Here is a 19,139-nt window from a genome sequence, read left to right as displayed (position 1 = left end):
ATGGAGCAGTTAGGCAGCCAGACCTGGAAGTTCACCACCCGTCCTGTCATTCTTGGTTCCTCTGCAGTTGTAGGGCCGGAGGAAGGGGAGGGCCCGTTAGCATCGGATTTTGATTTCATTTATGATTCGCTCGAAATGGGCGAGAAGACTTGGGAAAAAGCAGAGCGTGCCCTGTTCGAAAAAGCCTCCAAGCTGGCGCTGATGAATGCCGATCTTGAGCAGGACAAGCTGGAGTTTTTTGTCGGCGGTGATCTGATGAATCAGATTATCAGCAGCTCCTTTGCGGCCAGAAAGCTGGGGGTACCCTATCTCGGGGTCTTCGGGGCCTGTTCCACCTCCATGGAGAGTCTGGCCATCGCCTCAATGATTGTTGATTCCGGAGGCAGCAAATACGCCCTGGCCGGAACCTCAAGCCATAACTGCACGGTGGAGAAGCAATTCCGTTATCCGACCGAATATGGGTCTCAAAAGCCGCCGACCGCCCAATACACCGTTACGGGTTCAGGCTGTGCGGTTGTCGGCCGCAATGACGGCAGTAAACAGGGCATTCATGTGGTATCTGCAACGATCGGCAAAATTATGGACCTGGGTCTGACCGACCCGTTCAATATGGGGACCGCCATGGCCCCGGCTGCAGCAGATACGATTACTGCCCATTTCCGTGATACGGCCCTGTCACCCGGGTATTATGATTTAATTGTGACCGGTGACCTTGCTTCCGTAGGTCTGCCAATTGCCAAAGAGTTGCTGGCCAAAGAAGGTATACCGATGGAACAAACGACTTTTAATGACTGCGGACTGCTTATTTACGACCTGGATAAGCAAAAATATGTGATTGCGGGAGGAAGCGGCTGCGGCTGCTCAGCAGTTGTAACTTATGGACATATTCTTAAGCGGATGAAAAAAGGAGAGCTGAAGCGTGTGCTAATCGTGGCAACCGGAGCACTGCTGTCACCGCTGTCTTACCAGCAGGGGGAGAGTATTCCCTGCGTAGCGCATGCCGTAGCCTTGGAGATCGGAGGTGAAGAGCAGTGATCTATTTATGGGCGTTTCTCATTGGCGGGGCAATTTGTGTGATCGGCCAATTGATGTTCGATGTGCTCGCGCTGACCCCGGCCCACACGATGAGTACACTCGTAGTGGCAGGTGCGGTAGCCGACGCGTTCGGACTATACGATCCGCTTGTTAAATTTGCCGGTGCCGGAGCTAGTGTACCAATTACGAGCTTCGGGAACTCCCTGGTGCATGGTGCATTAACGGAATTGGAACGGGATGGCTGGGTTGGTGTGGTAACAGGCATTTTCGATGTGACCAGTGCCGGGATCTCCTCGGCAATTGTCTTTTCCTTTCTGGCAGCGCTAGTCGTAAGACCGAAGGGTTAGAGCTTTTTGATCAGGCAGGAACTGTTGTTTACGATGACCGCTGTGAAGGCGGTCTTTTTTTGCTGCGCCTTATCTAGGATATAAATAAATTGTCGAATATTGACGATATAAACTCTGGGTAATATAAAAATGACAGGGGACGTGCAGAGGTTGCAGAATGAACGTAAAACTGAATTATTCTGGATGAGAAACAAAATTATTATTACTATTTTTTGGGTAGTAACTGTGGTTGGGGTGATTCTTGCCTTTCAGATTCCCAAGCTTTGGGGTACAAGCGCAGTCGCTGTTCCGCTGGCAGTGGGACTAACTGCATGCAATTGGAAACGAAAAGGCGTACTTGTTATTCCATGGATTATTACAGCAGTCCTAACCTTGATGGCTTTCTATTTAACCTTAAGCTCTGTGAATAGTTTGGTGGTATTGCTGCTCAGTTCTCTGCTGCTGCTCTATCCGCACTATAAATATTATGCGGTTTCAGCAGCTGTGAGTGCTGTTAATATTCTGGTCCAGCTGTTAAGCGGAGCTGAAGTCTCAGGTACTGACAGCAAACTGATGATCTATATTACAAGCTTAGGGCTGTATCTCATAATCAGCGTCGTACTGCTGGTCGTTTCTTACCTCAACCTAAAACTGGAGGTTCAAAGCGAACGCCAGCGGCAACAGGTGGAAACAGCTGGAAGTCAGGTAGAGTACCTGCTCAGCCGAGTAAAAACTGCGGTGGACGGTCTTTACGAATTCACAGGCAGATTCAAAGAAGAAGTAGAAATGACGGGGGCAATAACAAGCGAAGTGGCAATCGGATTCCAGGAGGTTTCCAAGGGTATTGAGTATCAGGCAACCAGTATAGGAGAAATCACGGAAGCGATTGCAGTTTCGGACCAGCATATCCGCGATGTTGCCGGCTATTCCCAGGAGATGAAGGAGCTGTCAGAAGCGACTGCTGCGGTCAGTGAGCAGGGCAGCGGCAACGTCACAATGCTGGCGGGTCATATCTCAGAGCTTACTCAAACGATGGATATTACCTCCACACAGATGCAGGAATTCAGCCAGCGCAGCCTGGATATCAATGAAATGCTTGAAGGAATTATGCAGATCTCCAGGCAGACTAATCTGCTTGCCCTTAATGCGTCCATTGAAGCTGCCCGTGCAGGTGAACATGGCCGCGGTTTCGCGGTGGTCGCCGGAGAGGTGCGGAAGCTGGCCGAAAGTTCCGGCAAGACAGCCGATTCTATCAGTGAAGTAATTGCGGGCCTGCAGCAGCAGACACAGACATTGATCGCACAGTTTGAACAGAGCCGCAGTATTCTGCAGACCGGACAGGAGTCGGTGCAGCGGACGGAAGCAGTATTTCAGTCGATTCAGCTCAACGCCCAAAAGGTGCTGGCCCAAGCTGGTGAAGTGGAGCAAAGCTCAGCCGGCATGAAGCATTTCTCGGAAAAAGTGGTAAGCGAAATAACAGAGTTCTCCAGTGTTACCGAGCAGTCCAGTGCTGCTACAGAAGAAATCCTGGCCGGTGTGGAAGAACAGCGCCGGATGACTGATAACATGGTAGGCAGCTTCAAACAGCTTGAAGGGCTAATAGTAAGCTTGAACGAACTGGTAAGCGACCAAAATCAAAAGAATTAAGAGAATGGCTGAAACAGGGCAGTGCTTCTCCAGATTACGGGAGAGTGCTGCCCTGTGTTTTGGCTTACTGACTATTTGCTGGGGATATAGGAAGTATGCCGGATTGATTTTTGTAATATATTACAAGAAATAAGCGGTTTAGCTACTCATATTTGTAAAACGGGCTATATGTTTGGATATATGCATTTTCATCTCCTTCAATAATGTACTTTGGGTCCCATAATCATGTAAAATATAATTATTACTGCTTATTCTGACATAGGAGGTCTACCATATATGCCCGTACGTCAAGAATCAACGCAAATTATGAAGGCTGTGCGCTCTAATCTGGAATCCTGCATACTCGGCAAAACATTTGAAATTGAACTCCTGCTCACGGCACTCTTGGCTGGTGGACATGTCCTGATTGAGGATGTGCCGGGAACCGGCAAAACCCAGCTGATACGGGCGTTGTCACGGTCCATGTCCGGCGATTACCGGCGGATTCAATGCAATCCGGATATTCTGCCAAGCGATATTACCGGGGTATCCGTCTATCATCCCCGGGATGAAATGTTCCATTTCCGGCCCGGTCCGGTCATGACCAACATTCTGTTGGCCGATGAAATTAACCGGGCTACGACCAAGACGCAGTCGGCGCTGCTTGAGGTCATGGAGGAACGGAATGTAACGGTGGACGGCGAGACCTATCCGCTTCCGCATCCCTTCATGCTCTGTGCAACCCAGAACCCGATTGATTTCGAAGGCACATATACACTGCCGGAAGCCCAGCTTGACCGCTTTATGCTGCGGATCAGCCTTGGTTATCCGGATAGCGAGACCGAGAAGAATCTGCTGCTGAGCCACCAGAACGGACAGCCGGTGGACAAGCTCACGCCGGTTACGGGCATGGAGCAGATCGCTGTTATTCAAGAGGAAATTCGTGAGGTGTACGTCAGTGATCCGGTGCTGAATTATCTGCTGGATATCGTGCGTCAGACCCGGGAGCATCCGCTGGTGCTGCTGGGTGCGAGCCCGCGGGCCTCGCTGTCATTCATGATGGCCTGCAAAGCCTACGCCTTCCTGCAGGAACGTGATTATGTGCTGCCGGATGATGTGAAGATCCTGGCCCCATACGCCCTGGGACACCGCATCATTCTCCGTCCGGAATCACGGCTCGACAATGTGAGTGTGGAATCCCTGCTTCAGAAGCTGCTGCAGAGCATCCGTGTGCCAGTTACGATGAGGCAATAAAGATGAAGAGTTATCTGTCTGGGGCGGCCGCTGTCATCCAGCCACGAAAATTCGCCGGCATACTCGCAGTTTGGGCTGTTACGCTGCTCTATGTGCTGTTTCAGGGCGGCAAGACCTCATTCATGCTGTTCATTATGGTCTCCGTGCTCATTCTTTATTTGGTTATCGGAGCCCTCGGCGGAGTCCGGCGGGCCAAAGGTACACGCAGCCTGTATTCGGAGCAGGAGAAGCCCGAGCTGCTCTACGCAGGCGGCTATCTGCGTGTGAAGCTGAACATCACCATTCCGGGCTTTCTGCCGTTGCCGTATGTAGTGGTCAGAGAAATTCTGAAGCGCCATAACGGCGAGTCCTGGGTATTTGAAGAGAGTCTGGTCCCCAGCCTGAGAGGCCAGGGAGAGCTGCTGTTTCAGACACCGTCACTGGAGCGGGGCAGCTACACGTTCGAGAATACGGATATTATTGCTGAGGATATCTTCGGCCTGGTAGAGCATAAAGGCACATTCAAGGCCGAAGGGCAGTTCCGTGTGCTCCCCCGCGCAGTATTCGTGCCGCGCTGGCAACTGTATGAACGCAGATCACGGCTGGCCGGACTGCAAACCTCCCTGCTCCATTCGCGGCGTGAGACAACACAGATTAACGGTGTGCGCGATTATATCTATGGCGACCGGTTAACACGCATCCACTGGAATGCCACTGCCAAGACCGGCGAATGGAAGTCTAAGGAATTTGAGCATGAATCGGTGCCTAAGACCATCCTGGTGCTGGACGGCAGTTACATGGCTTATGGCAGCTCTAGCCAATTTGAGCTGGCGGTTTCCATTACGGCTTCGCTGCTGGGCTTCGGCATCCGCGACCGGATCGGTATCGGGCTCTGCTGCTTGGACAGGACGACCAAGGTGTTCAGTCCTGCCGAAAGCGCTGCGGAGCGGCAGAAAATGATTCAATATCTGATTGATATCAATGCCGAAGGCCGGGGGCCGCTCGTGCCAAGGCTGGAAAAAGGCCACCGCATGTTTCCGAAAGGAGCATATTTCGTACTGATCAGCCCGCAAAGCGGCCAGCCGGTGCTGGATGTGATGCGCTGGGCGGAAAGCCGGGGAATGACCCCTTCCCATATTCAGGTACGCAATCCAGCCGGTAAAGCCGGCAGCGGGGAATGGCTGGATGTTCTGAAATCACGCGGGGTGACGGGGTATAGCATCAGCTCCCTGCAGGATCTTCCTGCCATTCTTGGAGGTGATACTGCAGTATGAGCCGCTGGTGGAACGGAATCAAATCATCCTGGCATCATTCCTTCAGCCTCCTCTGGTTGGTACTCATTGCCCTGCAGTGGGTGTCCTTCACAGAACCTTTCTGGCTGGAAACGACTACATCGGCTGTGCTGCTAACCCTTGCTGCTGTGGCCGTTATTGAAATTCTTTTACCGGTTAAATGGGGCTACCGGCTGGTTCTTGAAGCACTGGCCATGCTGTACGTGGTCTACCGGCTGATCCTGTATAACAGGATCTATGTCCCTGATCCCTGGGCTCCGGCACTGCGTGACCGGCTGCCTGATGCGGCAGCTCATATGGTTCCATATATATGGTTTGCTCTGGCTGCCGGAGCCTTGCTGCTGCTGTCCTCCTGGTGGGTCTCCTCGAAAGCACGGATTCTGATGTTTCTCACCGCGAATATTGTTGCTTTTGCCGCACTGGACTCTTTTACTTCATCTATACTTTGGCAGGAGGTTGCCTGGACGGTATTTTCCGGGATGGGCTGGCTGGTTACCCAGCATTTGCGGAGTTTCCAATTGCATTATCCGCGGGGCTGGACCTACTTGCTGCAATACCCTTTTAAAGTAGCGGTCAATATTGCCATTATCTTCTCTCTGGTGATTGTTACTGGCGTTAATATGCCTGATGTGCGGCCTACACTGACAGATCCCTATACGGCCTGGCAGGATTGGAATGGCGTAGGGAAATCCTCCGGTTCAGGAACCTCAGGAACTTCGGAGGAAGGCGGGGGCAGAGCGGCAGCAGGCAGCTCCTCTTCCGGTTATAGTCTTGATGATAATAATTTAGGCGGAGGCTTTAATTTCGATTATTCGCCGGTGATGACGGTAACCTCCGATTTGCGGACCTATATGCGCGGAGAGTCACGCAGCGTGTATTCCGGCAAAGGCTGGAGCGATGACGACCGGCTTAAACGGGGACCGCTGGAAAAGGCCGCAGTAGGAGCAGAATTGGACCGGGTAACAGCCTCCAAAGGAGAGACCCGGACATTGCAGCAGACCGTTAAGCTGCTCGGCAACAATGATTATCCGGTGCTGTTTGGCGGGTATTCCATTTCCAAAGTGGATTCAATCGACGGCGAAGAAGCTGGGAACGGCCTGTTCTGGCGGAGTGTGGACAGCGAGATGCTCTGGGGCTCTACTGAAGATCTGGCCTATCCGCAAACCTATGTACTGACCTCGGAGATTCCCGTTGTTTCAGTACAGGAGCTGAGTAAGCAGACCTATGACCAGCTTTACACAAACCAGGATATTGAGAGATACCTTCAGCTGCCGGATAATTTTCCTAAACGGGTCAGCGATTTGGCAGAGAGCATTACCCAAAGCGCACAGACTCCTTACGAAAAAGTAGCCCTGCTGCAGCAATATTTGCAGGTGAACTTCCCGTATACGAATCAGCCGGATCTCTCCCGTAAAAAGAGCAGGGATATGGTGGAAAGTTTCCTGTTTGAGATTATGGAGGGGTATTGCGATTATTATTCGACAGCGCTTGTAACGATGGCCCGTTCACTCGATATTCCTGCCCGCTGGGTAAAAGGTTATGCCCCGGGTGAGCAGGCAGAGCTGCCCGATAATCTGGCGCAGCAGGGCATTGTCAACAATAATTATACCATCACTAATGCCGATGCCCATTCGTGGGCGGAGGTGTATTTCGGAGACTATGGCTGGGTTCCGGTGGAAGCGACCCCCGGTTTCACCGTCCCGCTGCTAACGCAGAGCGAGGAGCCGGTCACTGAGGAGCCGGAGCAGCCCGAAGAGGACAAGGCCGAGCCGCAGCAACCGGCAGCAGGCAAGGATTCCTCGGAAGGCAATATGCACCTCGGAGTATGGAGTGTTTCAGCAGCTGCTGCCGTACTGCTGCTCTGGGCAGGTTATCAGCTCTGGCAGCACCGGATGAGCCTGCGCTTCCTGATTCAGCGGCTGCGTAACGGCCAGCCGCTGTCACCGGTGCAAAAAGTTATAGTTGAAACGGAGCGCTGGGTAAGGTATTTACGCAGAAAGGGCATGCTGAAAGAAGAGCATGAAACCCTGCGCGAGGCAGTCGGCCGCTGGAGCCGTGAGACTCCGGAAGCCGCAGGCAGCCTCTCTTCACTGCTCCGGTTGTTCGAGCAGGCGAAATACAGCCCGGATGTTATTGAAGACAAAGACTGGCGCAGCGTGTATACTGAAGCTTTGCGGCTTCAGCGAAGCCTTAGAACACGCAGATAAACCCTAAGCGGCTCAGCAGGTTCATTTGCGAAGCGCAAAGAGTATGTTATAGTTTTTTTATGATATCGAGGTGAACGTATTGTTTGAAAGGTTAGTTCCGAAACTCCGGGTGAACACGGTATTTGATATTGGGCTGGAAGAGCTGTACCAGAAGGGATACCGGGGCATCATTACGGATCTGGATAATACGCTGGTCGGTGCCAAAGCCCCTCTGGCTACTCCGGAGCTGCTGCTGTGGTTCGCGAAGGTGAAAGAGCTTGGCTTCAAGCTGATCATTGTATCGAACAACAACATGGACCGGGTGTCACGCTTTGCAACGCCGCTGAATATTGAATTTGTTCATCAGGCCCGCAAACCGAGCAATACACCGTTTCTTAAGGCGATGAAGCTGATGGAGCTTACACCGGAACAGACGATCGTAGTCGGCGATCAGATGCTTACGGACGTATATGGCGGAAACCGGCTGGGTTTGTACACTGTATTGGTATTGCCAATCTCCGTTAAGGACGAAGGGATTGGAACAAGAATTAACCGCCGGGTGGAGCAAATTGCACTCACACGGCTTCGCAAGCAAGGATTGTGGCACGAGGAGGATAAACCCCAATGAATCAACAGAATGAAACTCAGCGCCCTGCTAAATGCAGCGGGTGCGGGATTACGCTGCAGACCGGGAACAAGGAGCTTCCGGGCTATATCCCGGAGGTTGCCTTTGAACGGGAACCGGTCATCTGCCAGCGCTGTTTCCGGATTAAGAACTATAATGAAGCTTCTTCCGTATCCGTCGATCAGGATGAATTCCTTCACCTGCTTAGCGGAATAGGCGAGAAGAATGCACTTGTGATCCATATCGTGGATCTATTTGATTTTGAGGGCAGCCTGATTTCCGGCCTGCAGCGGTTCGTAGGCAACAATCCGGTTATCCTTGCAGTGAACAAATGTGACCTGCTGCCGAAGGTGACGAACTGGAACAAGCTGCGTAACTGGATGCAGCAGCGCTGTAAGGAGCATGGTCTGCGGACTGCCGAAATTGTACTTGTCAGCGCCAAACGCAATCAGGGCTTCGAACGTCTGCTGGAGACGGTTAGTGAGCTGCGCGGACAACGGGACATCTACGTAGTTGGTGCAACGAATGTAGGCAAGTCAACGCTGATCAACCGCCTGATCTCAGATTACAGTGATCTGGAGCAGGAACTGACGACTTCACGTTATCCCGGCACAACGCTGGATACGGTCAAAATCCCGCTCGATGACGGTCACTATATTATTGATACGCCGGGAATTGTATATCCTTGGCGTTACAGCGAGCTGGTGGAGCGGCGTGATCTTGGCGCGGTAATGCCGGAGAATCCGCTTAAGCCTGCAGTTTATCAGCTTAATGAAGGTCAGACGCTGTTCTTCGGCGGGCTGGGACGCTTTGACTTCATTCAGGGTCCGCGGCAATCCTTCACCTGCTACATCAGCACGACCCTTAAGATTCATCGTACGAAGCTCGAGCGCGCGGATTCCCTGTATAAGGACCACCGCGGCGAGCTGCTGACACCACCGGTGGCGGCAGACATGGATAAGCTTCCGCAATGGCAGCGCCATGAATTCCGGATCGGCCGCGGTAGCCAGACGGATCTGTTCATCTCCGGCCTCGGCTGGATCAAGGTAAATGGAACAGAAGGCGCAGTAGTGGCTGTTCATGTTCCGCGGGGAGTTAAGGTACTGACCCGCCCTTCACTGATTTAATTGAAGTAATGCTAACAAAACTTTTAGGAGGATCGGTGCCTATGAACGGCAATCACAGAAACATGGATATGCTGCTTGGCGTCATGGGCGATCCGATCGCCCAGTCGAAATCACCGGTGATGCACACAGCAGCCCTGAAAGCACTAGGCATACCGGGTGCCTATGTCCCCCTGCATATCAACGGCGACCAGCTTGGTGAAGCGGTGCAGGCGATCCGTACGCTCGGCTTCCGCGGAGTCAACGTGACGATTCCGCATAAAGTTGCAGTCATGGAGTATCTGGACAAGCTGGATGAGAGTGCGCTTGCCGGAGGCGCGGTTAATACCATTGTCAATGATAATGGTGTGCTGACCGGATATAATACCGACGGTATCGGATATGTGCGCTCACTGAAGGCGGAAGCTGTGCCGGAGCTGTCTGGCACTCGTATCCTGGTCCTCGGGGCCGGAGGTGCGGCAAGAGGTATTGTCAGCGCTTTGCTTAAGGAGAACCCGGCCTCTATCGTTATCGCTAACCGCACTGCGGACAAAGCGCAGGAGCTGGCGGCAGCATGGCAGGGTACAGGCAAAGTAACAGGCACGGCTATGGAAGGGGTTGCCGGTATAATTCCGGAGGCTGATATTGTCATCAATACCACATCTGTCGGCATGTTTCCATACCCTGACGAGCTGCCTATCGACCCCGGGCTCCTGCACGGGGGGCTCGTGGTCAGCGATCTGATCTACAACCCGCTGCGAACCCGCCTGCTGGAGGAGGGCCTGCGTGCAGGGTGCACCATACACGGCGGTCTCGGCATGTTTATATACCAGGGCGCCTATGCGTTTGAGTATTGGACAGGGCAGGCGGCTCCCACGGAGATTATGCGGCGGACGATTATAGAATGTTTTGGCGGCAGTGAAGACGAAATGGAATGACAAGTTTAGGGTAATAATATTTGTTAATTAAGGGGTTTGTTCATTTATGTTAACTGGAAAACAAAAACGTTATCTCCGCTCTTTGGCGCATCATCTTGATGCTGTATTTCAAGTCGGCAAAGGCGGCGTTAACGACCATCTGATCCGCCATATTGAGGAAGCGATTGAAAAGCGCGAGCTGATGAAGATCAGTGTGCTTAACAACAATGCAGATGATCCGAAGGAAATCGGTGCTGCCCTGGCTGAACAGTCCGGTTCCGAGCTGGTACAGGTAATTGGTAAAACTATCGTGCTCTATAAGGAATCACGCGACAACAAAACCATTGAGCTTCCGCGTTAGATTTTTACTTGGAGAATAAGAGGAGGTACACCTCTTGAAAGTTGGAATTATGGGGGGAACCTTTGATCCTCTTCACATAGGTCACATGATGGCGGCAGAAGCCGCAAGGGATACGTATTCACTGGACGAGGTCTGGTTCATGCCCTCGCATATCCCTCCGCATAAACATGAGGCCGGAGCTTCGGGGGCGGACCGGCTGGCGATGGTACAGAGCGCGGTAGAAGGAAATGAGGCGTTCCGCATTCTGGACTGGGAAATCGTCCGGGGCGGTGTATCCTATACCATTGAGACCGTACACAGCCTGAAAGAAGCCTATCCCCAGCATGAGTTCTATTTCATCGTTGGCGCGGATATGGTTGAATACTTGCCGAAATGGCACGGGATTGAAGAGCTGGTAGGCGCATTAACCTTCATCGGTGTAGGACGCCCTGGAACACCGCTTGATCTGGCGGCACTGCCCGGCTTCATTGCCGATAAGGTTGTGCTCGCAGACATGCCGCTGGTGGATATCTCATCCACGATGCTCAGGTCACGCGCGGCAAGCGGCCGGTCTATCCGCTATATGGTGCCTGAGCAGGTATATGAATATGTGCAGAGGAGTGGATTGTATGGCCTACAGCCGCGAAGCGCTGATTGAGGCAGTCTCTGCCCAGATGCCAGACAAACGCTGGCAGCATACGCTGGGGGTAATGGAAACGTCGGTCAAGCTGGCCCGGCATTATGGAGCCGATCCAGTTCAGGCGGAAACGGCAGCTATTCTGCATGATGTAGCCAAATATTGGCCGGTGGAGAGAATGAAGGAGATCATTGAACAGAACGGGCTGTCAACCGAGCTGCTTCAATATGACAAGCAGCTATGGCATGCTGAAGTAGGGGCATTTGTTGCGCAGCAGGAGTACGGAATTACGGACCCGGATATCCTAGGGGCAATCCGTTACCATACTTCCGGCCGCAAGGGGATGACCCTGCTGGAGAAGGTCGTCTGCCTGGCCGATTACATCGAGCCCGGACGGGATTTCCCCGGTGTAGACGAGATCCGCAGACTGTCTAAGGTAAGCCTCGAAGAAGCGCTGGTTGCCGGATTTGATTCTACGATCAGCCTGCTGCTGCAGAAGCGCCGGATTGTATTTCCGCTTACAATGCTGGCGCGCAACGACTTAGTAAGAATACTGGAGGATAAAATATGAGTGTACAATCAAGCAAGCTGCTGGAATTGGCCCTTAAAGCCGTTGAAGACAAAAAAGCGATGAATGTTGTGGCATTGGATTTGCGCAATGTTTCACCGATCAGTGATTATTTCATCATCTGTCACGGTAATTCGGATACCCAGGTACAGGCTATTGCTACCGAAGTGCGCAAAGTGGTTCATGAAGCCGGCGGTATGATCCGCGGGATTGAAGGCATGGATGCGGCCCGCTGGGTTCTGATGGATCTAGGGGATGTTGTCGTGCACGTGTTCCACCGCGATGAGCGTGAATACTACAACATCGAGCGTCTCTGGTCTGACGCCAAGGTTGTGGAGACGGTATGAGCCTGATTGCAGGTACTACGGTAACACTGGAAGTATTGCGGGAAGTCTCTCCTTACGGCTTCTTTCTGGGTGCAGGTGACCAGGATGTCATGCTGCATTATACGGAGCTGGTAGGCAGCAAGCCTAAGCAAGGCGACAAAGTGGAGGTATTTATCTTTTTTGATACCGAGGACCGTCTTGCCGCCACTATGAAGAAGCCTTTTCTCACCCTGGGTGAGATGGCTCTGCTGGAAGTGGCGGATATTCATCCGCGTCTGGGCTGTTTCCTGGAGATGGGGCTCGGCCGCCAGCTGCTGCTGCCAATCGGCGAACTGCCTGAACTGGTAGAGCTTCGCCCGCAGATTGGCGATAAGGTATTTGTACTGATGGAGCATGATAAACAGGGACGCCTGCGTGCCAAACTGGCCGGAGAGCAGGAGCTTGCTCCGCTTGCTCTGCCAGCGCCATCCTCATGGATGGGGCAAACCGTTACAGCCAGAGTCTACAAGCCGCTGCAAATGGGTACATTTGTCCTCGTGGACGGCGGCGTGCTGGGATTCGGGATCATCGGAATGGTTCATTCCTCCGAGCGCAGCCGTCTGCTGCGGTTAGGTGAACAGTTTGAAGCACGTGTCTCGCATATCCGCGAGGATGGCCGTGTCAATCTGGCGATGACCCACCGCAAGGAAGTTGGACGGGATGTGGATTCCGCGGCATTGCTGGAGTTCCTGCATTCACGCCCTGGCGGGGCGATGCCTTATTCGGATGCTACGCCGCCGGATATTATCAAGCAGCGCTTCGGCATCAGCAAGTCCGCATTCAAACGCGCCATGGGCAAGCTGATGAAGGAAGGTCTTATTACCCAGAAGGAGAACTGGACCTACCTTGCAGGGACTGAAGCAGAGAAGGGTCCGGAACAGAATCAGGAATAGAAAGCGGTGTACGTTGTGTCTTCCTATGGGAAATTTGCTTATGTATACGACGAGCTGATGGCGGACATGCCGTATCCGGATTGGCTGACCTTTGCGGAAACCGCATGGGGCATGTACGGCAAACCCCGGACCGTGGCCGAGCTTGGCTGCGGTACGGGCAGCATCACCATTCCGCTTGCTGCTGCAGGATATCACATGACCGGCATCGATTTATCTTCGGATATGCTGTCCGTGGCCCAGCAGAAGATGGAACGGCATCCGCAGGGACGCCGGTTTTTACGCGAGGGAAGCGTGCGCTGGATCAGACAGGACATGACGGAGTGGGAGCTGCCGGAGCCGGTAGATGCCGTGATCTCTTTCTGTGACTGTCTGAACTATGTGCTCGAAGAGCAGGATATTCAAGCAGTTCTGGCCCGGACATACGCAGGCCTCAAAGACGGGGGTACTTTTCTGTTTGATGTCCATCATCCGAATACGCTGCTCCGTTATGAGGAGGAGCAGCCTTTTGTACTGGATGAGCCTTCCGTGTCCTATATCTGGACTTGTGAGCTGGATGTGCCGCGCCGTGAAATTGAGCATCATCTGTCCATTTTCGCCCGTGAAGAGAACGGCAGCGGCCTCTACCGCCGTTTCGAGGAGACGCATATCCAGCGCGCTTACGATCCGCAGTGGCTGACAGACGAGCTGTACAAGGCCGGATTCAGTCTCGTTAAGACGTATGCCGATTTCGAATGGATCCCGGCAGATGACAGTGCCCAGCGTCTTTTTTATGTAGCTGTGAAATAAATCTTATGTATAGATAGGTCCTTGCCTGCCGGGTGAGGGCCTTTTTGCTGTCCCGTTGAACGGAGAATTGGACTATAAGGGAACCGGCCTGTACTTGCAGTACAGGGCCGGCATCTTCCAACCTTTTTACCGGTGCTCAAACAAGTCGATGGTGCCCAGTACAATGTGCGCCAGACCAAAGCCAAGCACGCCGGTTGCGGCCAGCTTGTACTTGCTTCCAAGAAAAGCTGCGCCGGAAGCGGAAACTACGGTACCAAGAACGGTGGGGATCAGACCTTCACGCATATGAAACACTCCTTCTCGGTGGTATGGGAGACAGGAGTTATTGTTCGTTAGCCGGGGCCTAATTATGTATGAGGAAGCATAAGGGCTAATATGGTTTAAATGGATTTAAATGAAATGGAATAAATCAGTGCGAAAACTATCTTTATTTACAATTTTAATTAAATATTATGATATTTTTCGAAAAGTTCTACCTTTGGCTTTAAATCCATTTGGACTAAAAGGTCATTGTTTTCGCAAGAAAGCTGTCTTGTTTTCGTGAAATTTTCAATTATAAGCTTTGATTTACAAAAGAATTAATAAATATATGTTTTTTAGGTCTCAGAAGTTTCTATTTGCTCTTCCAGCTGAATACATTATAACTGCCTAAAACATTTAACAAATGTGTAAAGGGAGGTTGATGCAAGGCTCTGGGAGCCCAAGGCTGCCCAAGCAGCCATATTCCGGGGATTGTAATGTATCCGTTTACACTAATGCGGGCAACAATTATTTTTCATCATACAGGAGGGTCGAGCATGAAAAACAAATGGTTCATTTCTTTGATGGTACTCTCGATGATCTTATTTCTGGCTGGCTGCGGAAAATCTTCTTCCAACACTTCCGGCGGTGAGTCTTCTGTCCTGAACGGCGGTGCAGGGGAGAAGGCTACAGAGCTCTCGTACTGGACATTTGTCGAGCTGCATGGGCAGCATTTTGAGAAAATGCTGGAGAAATGGAACGCGGCGAATCCCGATCGCCAGATTAAGCTGAACGTGACGGTGATGCCATACGATGATATGCATAACAAGCTGTCCATCGCCGTGCAGACTGGTGTGGGGGCGCCGGATATTGCCGATATTGAGCTGGGCAAATTTCCGGATTTCCTGGCGGGAGATCCGCAGCTTGAACCGCTGAACGATGTGGCAGAGCCCTACAAAGGAACTGTTGTCCAGTCCCAGCTTGATCTCTACAGTAAAAACGGGAACATTTACGGTCTGTCCACGCATGTCGGGGCAACAGTTGCCTTTTACAATACAGAAATTCTCGAACAGGCCGGGGTGGATTACAAGAGTATCGTAACCTGGGAGGATTTCAAGAAGGCCGGCATCCAGGTATATGAAAAAACAGGCAAATATATGGGCACCGCCGACACCAGTGCGACCTGGCAGGCTTCTCTGCTCTTAGCGCAGCAGAATTCCGACTTCACCGATGCTGACGGGAAACCGCAGGTGAATACGCCGGAAATGATAAGAGCGCTGACGATGCTAAAGGATCTGCAGGACAATAACGTTATCGCCACAATTGCCGGCGGACAGCCGGATACGGAAGAAGCTTACGGTGAGTTTAACTCCGGCAACTATGCTACTGCGTTCATGCCGCTGTGGCAAATGTCCAGATATACCAACTATATGAAGGACCTGAGCGGTAAAATCGCCATCGCTCCGCTTCCCGTTCTTGAAAAGGGGATGCACAGATCGTACGGCGGCGGTGGTACCGGTACGGTGGTCACCAAGACTGCGAAGGATGTACAGCTGGCTAAGGATTTTATCGCCTATGCCAAACTGTCATTGGATGCGAACATTGAAATCTGGAATACACTTGGTTTTGACCCGATCAATATGAGTGTCTGGGATATGAAGGAGGTAACCCATAATCCGGACAATCAATTCGTGAAGTATTTTGTGAACAACCCGTTTGATGTGCTGAATGAAATCCGGGAGGAGATCAATCTGATCAAATCCACCTCTGCTTCGCCGACGATCAACAATGTACTGTGCACCGTAACCTTAAATGAAATTTTCGAGGACGGGAAGGACATTCAGAAGGCGCTGGATGATGCCCAGACACAGATTGAACAAGAACTGAAGTAGTAGCGGGTACGGTTACTTTCGGAGCTGTCCACCCCGTGGGCAGCTCTATTCTAAAGGAGCAGAAGCCATGATTAAGAACTTCCTATATTCGCAAAAGGTTGCTCCCTACGTGTTCGTGCTGCCTTTTGTACTCGTATTCATCATCTTCTGGATCTATCCGCTGCTGAGTTCCTTCGGCATGAGCTTTCAAAAGGTGACGCTTGGCCAGGAAGCACATTTTATCGGCGCGGATAATTACACGAAACTGATGGGGGATACTATCTTTTTCAAAGCGGTACGCAACAGTGCAGTCTATATGCTGCTGACGCTGGTGATTCTGATCCCGTTTCCGATGCTGTTCGCCGTGCTGATTAATAACAAAGCCATGTGGGCCCGGGAATTTTTCAAATCCGCCTTCTTCTTCCCGGCGCTGACCTCTGTAGTTGTGGCTGGAACCATTTTCCGCCTGATGTTCGGCGAGATGGAAGGCTCGCTAATCAATAGCATACTGGGTGTGTTTGGTGTGGAGCCGGTGAAATTTCTAAAAGGACAGACTACCGGCTTCATTGCCTTGGTGGCACTAGCGACCTGGCGTTGGATGGGTGTGAATATGCTCTACTTCTTATCGGGGCTCAAAAATATTCCGGATGATTACTACGAAGCGGCCTCCATTGACGGAGCTTCCGCCTTCCAGCGGTTTACCCGCATTACCGTCCCGTTGCTGAAGCCGACGACTATTTATGTGCTGACGATCAGTATATATGCCGGCCTTGCGATGTTTATCGAGAGTATGATGCTGTGGAACGGTAATAACTCCCCGAAAAATATCGGCTTAACCATCGTCGGTTATCTCTACCGGCAGGGGATTGAGAAAAATAATCTGGGATACGCGGCTGCGGTCGGTATTGTTCTGCTGCTCATCACCATGGTGATTAATCTGACGCAACTCGCCTTCAGCGGCATGTTTAAGAAGGAGGAGGATTAGGAGTGAAGACAGGAACCATCCGTAAAATCATCCTCTTTGCTTTTTTTAGCGTGCTGTGCCTCTTGATCCTGGTGCCTTTTTATGCGGTAACCATCGCTTCATTTAAACCCGGCGAGGATCTGATCCGGTATGGCCTCAACCTCAGATTCAACCTTTCGGCGATGAGCTTTGATAATTTTGTCTTTTTGTTCACCGGAGAGCATGCCTACTTTACCTGGTTTTTCAATTCGCTGCTGCTGACAGTGGTACAGGTTGTGGTAACGCTGTTGGTCAGTGCCACGGTAGCCTACGGTTTTTCAGCCTATGAATTCAGGGGCAAAACCTTGCTGTTTATCTGCGTGCTGCTCATTATGATGGTGCCGTTTGAGATTCTGCTGCTGCCGTTGTATACATTAACCTTCAACATGGGGCTGATGAACAGCTATTCTGCGATTATTTTGCCGGGTGTGGCCAGCGCAGCGACCATCTTTTTCTTCAGGCAATATTTACGGGGGATTCCAAAGGAGATGATCGCCGCCGGCCGGGTGGATGGTGCGAATGAATATGCGATTTATGTGCGCCTGATTCTGCCGGTGATGAAGCCCTCCTTTGCAGCGATGGCGATCCTGAACGGGATGAACAGCTGGAATAATTTCCTCTGGCCGTTTATGGTGCTGAGTAATGAGAACAAATACACCCTGCCGATTGGCCTGAAGACACTGCTTACTCCATACGGCAACAACTATGATCTGCTGATTGTCGGCTCGTTTTTCTCCATCCTGCCGATTCTGGCCTTATTCCTTGGCTTTCAAAAGTACTTTATTGACGGGATGACGGCAGGTGCGGTGAAGGGGTGATTTAGAATATATTCCCAAACTAAAAAGCAAACCTCCATTGCCGGAGGTTTGCTTTTTGGTGTAGAGAAAACTATTCCATAGATGAAGAGGTGAGGAGGCTGCCTGCTTCTTCAATCTCATGGACGTTGTAGAGGACACGGGCGAGCAAATCCTGGCTGTAGTTGCCAAAATGCTTGCCGTAAATGGTCAGCCCGCGTTTGTTGACCGGCTTGTCGGTAACGGCAATGCGGAAGGTCAGCTCGCTTTTGTAGTCCAGCTTAATATCGTCCAGTGTAATGTCAGAAATGCGGCAGCCGTCGATAAAGCTGCCTTCATTGTTAATCCGGATCAGCTTAAGCATGCCGTACTGATTCAGGTGAGGTGGCCACCAGTCAGGATTGAACGTGCCGCGCTGGTCGCCGAAGTCTCCGGGACTGGTCCAGTATCCGATCTCAATCCCGTTCACATAAAAGTACAGGTCGGAAGGATAGTTATCACTGAACCCGGGAGCTTCTGAACCGATTTCCATGGAGAACTGAATCTCACGGAAGGTCTGGTTTGCCTTCAGATAGTTCGGAATACGGTATTCCAGGAAGCCTTCCGCCATCCAGATAATCTCTGAATCAATCCGCTGGGGATCGGCGAAGTAACGGGGCTCGTCGAAGTCACCGATAATGCTGTCCTTAGTAGCCAGGCCACAGGTTGGAACTGCCTGATAGTTGCTGTAATGCCCAACCTGGATTTCAACCTCATAAAGGTTGTCGACATCCTTGCTGCGCAGATCGACCATCAGTTTATCCTTATTTAAGTAACATACCTTCTGGATGCCGTGTTTGCCTACTGAAGTATTGATTTCAATGAGACCGCTTTCTTCCAGCTTCTTAATATGCATGGTGATGGCGCCATTGCTAAGATTCAGCTTCTTGGCAATTTCATTCAGGTTAAGTGCCTGATTAGTGGCTAGTAATTCCAGAATTTGAATCCGGATTTCAGAGCTAAGCGCTTTGAAAATTTCAATGCCACTCATTAAATCTTTGATATAAATCATATCAAACCTTCCTCCGCAAACGTCGTAAAATAACTATTTTATAAAATTATAAACTTATTAAGGTGAAAAAGAAAGCTTTCTTCCTTTATTTGTGATTTACGATTAAATTTAAGTTATTTTTTTGGTTTTTTAACCATTTACGTTAATTTGATTTAAATAAATCTAAAACATTTTTCGAAAATAACCATTATTTTTTCTGAAAATAGCCTTAATTTTATTTTGTTTTGCATAGTTATAAATAGATTCAT

At 51.1% G+C, this 19,139-nt stretch carries 20 protein-coding genes; 18 read left to right on the top strand and 2 right to left on the bottom strand.

What is annotated here, in order from left to right:
- From spoVAD to L6H70_RS14095, 15 genes are all read left to right on the top strand, one after another.
- The gene (gene spoVAD, locus L6H70_RS14165) at positions 1 to 1,035 is read left to right on the top strand and encodes a stage V sporulation protein AD (RefSeq protein WP_236334111.1); all 1,035 of its coding nucleotides are present in this window, start codon (positions 1 to 3) and stop codon (positions 1,033 to 1,035) included.
- A complete protein-coding gene (gene spoVAE / locus L6H70_RS14160) occupies positions 1,032 to 1,382 on the top strand; it encodes a stage V sporulation protein AE (RefSeq protein ID WP_054939558.1) in 351 nt (116 codons plus the stop codon). The genes spoVAD and spoVAE overlap by 4 nt, the downstream gene beginning before the upstream one ends.
- Positions 1,383 to 1,565: 183 nt before the next feature.
- Positions 1,566 to 3,008: a methyl-accepting chemotaxis protein gene (locus L6H70_RS14155; protein WP_236334109.1), complete on the top strand. Its 1,443-nt coding sequence runs from the start codon at positions 1,566 to 1,568 to the stop codon at positions 3,006 to 3,008.
- A gap of 276 nt (positions 3,009 to 3,284) precedes the next feature.
- Positions 3,285 to 4,241, top strand: a complete 957-nt coding sequence (locus L6H70_RS14150; protein ID WP_236334106.1) for an AAA family ATPase — start codon at positions 3,285 to 3,287, stop codon at positions 4,239 to 4,241.
- Positions 4,242 to 4,243: 2 nt separating this feature from the next.
- A complete protein-coding gene (locus L6H70_RS14145) occupies positions 4,244 to 5,494 on the top strand; it encodes a DUF58 domain-containing protein (protein ID WP_236334104.1) in 1,251 nt (416 codons plus the stop codon).
- The gene (locus L6H70_RS14140) at positions 5,491 to 7,719 is read left to right on the top strand and encodes a DUF4129 domain-containing transglutaminase family protein (RefSeq protein WP_236334102.1); all 2,229 of its coding nucleotides are present in this window, start codon (positions 5,491 to 5,493) and stop codon (positions 7,717 to 7,719) included. Before L6H70_RS14145 ends, L6H70_RS14140 begins: the two co-directional genes overlap by 4 nt.
- Positions 7,720 to 7,798: 79 nt before the next feature.
- Positions 7,799 to 8,326 (top strand): YqeG family HAD IIIA-type phosphatase, encoded by a 528-nt coding sequence (locus L6H70_RS14135; RefSeq protein WP_054941987.1) that lies wholly within the window; start codon positions 7,799 to 7,801, stop codon positions 8,324 to 8,326.
- Positions 8,323 to 9,450, top strand: a complete 1,128-nt coding sequence (yqeH, locus tag L6H70_RS14130; protein WP_206103830.1) for a ribosome biogenesis GTPase YqeH — start codon at positions 8,323 to 8,325, stop codon at positions 9,448 to 9,450. The genes L6H70_RS14135 and yqeH overlap by 4 nt, the downstream gene beginning before the upstream one ends.
- A gap of 41 nt (positions 9,451 to 9,491) precedes the next feature.
- Positions 9,492 to 10,364: a shikimate dehydrogenase gene (gene aroE, locus L6H70_RS14125; protein ID WP_236334101.1), complete on the top strand. Its 873-nt coding sequence runs from the start codon at positions 9,492 to 9,494 to the stop codon at positions 10,362 to 10,364.
- A gap of 46 nt (positions 10,365 to 10,410) precedes the next feature.
- A complete protein-coding gene (gene yhbY / locus L6H70_RS14120; protein ID WP_036697934.1) occupies positions 10,411 to 10,704 on the top strand; it encodes a ribosome assembly RNA-binding protein YhbY in 294 nt (97 codons plus the stop codon).
- A gap of 34 nt (positions 10,705 to 10,738) precedes the next feature.
- Positions 10,739 to 11,341, top strand: a complete 603-nt coding sequence (locus L6H70_RS14115; RefSeq protein WP_236334099.1) for a nicotinate-nucleotide adenylyltransferase — start codon at positions 10,739 to 10,741, stop codon at positions 11,339 to 11,341.
- Complete coding sequence (gene yqeK, locus L6H70_RS14110; RefSeq protein WP_236334096.1) at positions 11,313 to 11,891, top strand: bis(5'-nucleosyl)-tetraphosphatase (symmetrical) YqeK; 579 nt, start codon at positions 11,313 to 11,315, stop codon at positions 11,889 to 11,891. The genes L6H70_RS14115 and yqeK overlap by 29 nt, the downstream gene beginning before the upstream one ends.
- The gene (rsfS, locus tag L6H70_RS14105; protein ID WP_206103834.1) at positions 11,888 to 12,235 is read left to right on the top strand and encodes a ribosome silencing factor; all 348 of its coding nucleotides are present in this window, start codon (positions 11,888 to 11,890) and stop codon (positions 12,233 to 12,235) included. The genes yqeK and rsfS overlap by 4 nt, the downstream gene beginning before the upstream one ends.
- Positions 12,232 to 13,146 (top strand): CvfB family protein, encoded by a 915-nt coding sequence (locus tag L6H70_RS14100; RefSeq protein WP_236334094.1) that lies wholly within the window; start codon positions 12,232 to 12,234, stop codon positions 13,144 to 13,146. The genes rsfS and L6H70_RS14100 overlap by 4 nt, the downstream gene beginning before the upstream one ends.
- 15 nt (positions 13,147 to 13,161) lie before the next feature.
- Complete coding sequence (locus tag L6H70_RS14095; protein ID WP_236334703.1) at positions 13,162 to 13,932, top strand: class I SAM-dependent DNA methyltransferase; 771 nt, start codon at positions 13,162 to 13,164, stop codon at positions 13,930 to 13,932.
- 126 nt (positions 13,933 to 14,058) lie between these two features.
- Here L6H70_RS14095 and L6H70_RS14090 read toward each other — a convergent pair whose 3' ends face one another.
- Positions 14,059 to 14,217 carry a hypothetical protein gene (locus L6H70_RS14090; RefSeq protein WP_054939566.1) on the bottom strand — a complete coding sequence of 53 codons (159 nt, stop codon included), beginning with the start codon at positions 14,215 to 14,217 and terminating at the stop codon, positions 14,059 to 14,061.
- Positions 14,218 to 14,729: 512 nt separating this feature from the next.
- Here L6H70_RS14090 and L6H70_RS14085 point away from each other — a divergent pair.
- The 3 genes from L6H70_RS14085 to L6H70_RS14075 all read left to right on the top strand — a co-directional run bounded on the left by L6H70_RS14085 (position 14,730) and on the right by L6H70_RS14075 (position 17,864).
- On the top strand, positions 14,730 to 16,064 hold the full coding sequence (locus L6H70_RS14085) for an ABC transporter substrate-binding protein (protein WP_236334093.1): 1,335 nt from the start codon (positions 14,730 to 14,732) through the stop codon (positions 16,062 to 16,064).
- Positions 16,065 to 16,131: 67 nt separating this feature from the next.
- Positions 16,132 to 17,028 (top strand): carbohydrate ABC transporter permease, encoded by an 897-nt coding sequence (locus L6H70_RS14080; RefSeq protein WP_236334091.1) that lies wholly within the window; start codon positions 16,132 to 16,134, stop codon positions 17,026 to 17,028.
- Positions 17,029 to 17,030: 2 nt separating this feature from the next.
- Entirely contained in the window at positions 17,031 to 17,864 is an 834-nt protein-coding gene (locus L6H70_RS14075; protein ID WP_236334089.1) for a carbohydrate ABC transporter permease, read from the top strand.
- 70 nt (positions 17,865 to 17,934) lie between these two features.
- Here L6H70_RS14075 and L6H70_RS14070 read toward each other — a convergent pair whose 3' ends face one another.
- Positions 17,935 to 18,891, bottom strand: a complete 957-nt coding sequence (locus tag L6H70_RS14070; RefSeq protein WP_236334086.1) for an ArsR/SmtB family transcription factor — start codon at positions 18,889 to 18,891, stop codon at positions 17,935 to 17,937.
- Positions 18,892 to 19,139: the final 248 nt, after the last annotated feature.

It is taken from the genome of Paenibacillus auburnensis (assembly GCF_927798115.1).
In the GTDB taxonomy this organism is placed as follows: Bacteria; Bacillota; Bacilli; order Paenibacillales; family Paenibacillaceae; genus Paenibacillus_AQ; species Paenibacillus_AQ auburnensis.
The sequence above is the reverse complement of the archived record's forward strand: the minus strand, read 5'-3'. Positions and strand labels throughout refer to the sequence as shown.

Bases quoted from the DNA above. Each gene is read 5' to 3' on its own strand.
- spoVAD (WP_236334111.1), top strand. From the start codon at position 1: ATGGAGCAGTTAGGCAGCCAGACCTGGAAGTTCACCACCCGTCCTGTC.
- L6H70_RS14155 (WP_236334109.1), top strand. From the start codon at position 1,566: ATGAGAAACAAAATTATTATTACTATTTTTTGGGTAGTAACTGTGGTT.
- L6H70_RS14150 (WP_236334106.1), top strand. From the start codon at position 3,285: ATGCCCGTACGTCAAGAATCAACGCAAATTATGAAGGCTGTGCGCTCT.
- L6H70_RS14145 (WP_236334104.1), top strand. From the start codon at position 4,244: ATGAAGAGTTATCTGTCTGGGGCGGCCGCTGTCATCCAGCCACGAAAA.
- L6H70_RS14140 (WP_236334102.1), top strand. From the start codon at position 5,491: ATGAGCCGCTGGTGGAACGGAATCAAATCATCCTGGCATCATTCCTTC.
- yqeH (WP_206103830.1), top strand. From the start codon at position 8,323: ATGAATCAACAGAATGAAACTCAGCGCCCTGCTAAATGCAGCGGGTGC.
- aroE (WP_236334101.1), top strand. From the start codon at position 9,492: ATGAACGGCAATCACAGAAACATGGATATGCTGCTTGGCGTCATGGGC.
- yhbY (WP_036697934.1), top strand. From the start codon at position 10,411: ATGTTAACTGGAAAACAAAAACGTTATCTCCGCTCTTTGGCGCATCAT.
- yqeK (WP_236334096.1), top strand. From the start codon at position 11,313: ATGGCCTACAGCCGCGAAGCGCTGATTGAGGCAGTCTCTGCCCAGATG.
- rsfS (WP_206103834.1), top strand. From the start codon at position 11,888: ATGAGTGTACAATCAAGCAAGCTGCTGGAATTGGCCCTTAAAGCCGTT.
- L6H70_RS14100 (WP_236334094.1), top strand. From the start codon at position 12,232: ATGAGCCTGATTGCAGGTACTACGGTAACACTGGAAGTATTGCGGGAA.
- L6H70_RS14090 (WP_054939566.1), bottom strand. From the start codon at position 14,217: ATGCGTGAAGGTCTGATCCCCACCGTTCTTGGTACCGTAGTTTCCGCT.
- L6H70_RS14085 (WP_236334093.1), top strand. From the start codon at position 14,730: ATGAAAAACAAATGGTTCATTTCTTTGATGGTACTCTCGATGATCTTA.
- L6H70_RS14080 (WP_236334091.1), top strand. From the start codon at position 16,132: ATGATTAAGAACTTCCTATATTCGCAAAAGGTTGCTCCCTACGTGTTC.
- L6H70_RS14070 (WP_236334086.1), bottom strand. From the start codon at position 18,891: ATGATTTATATCAAAGATTTAATGAGTGGCATTGAAATTTTCAAAGCG.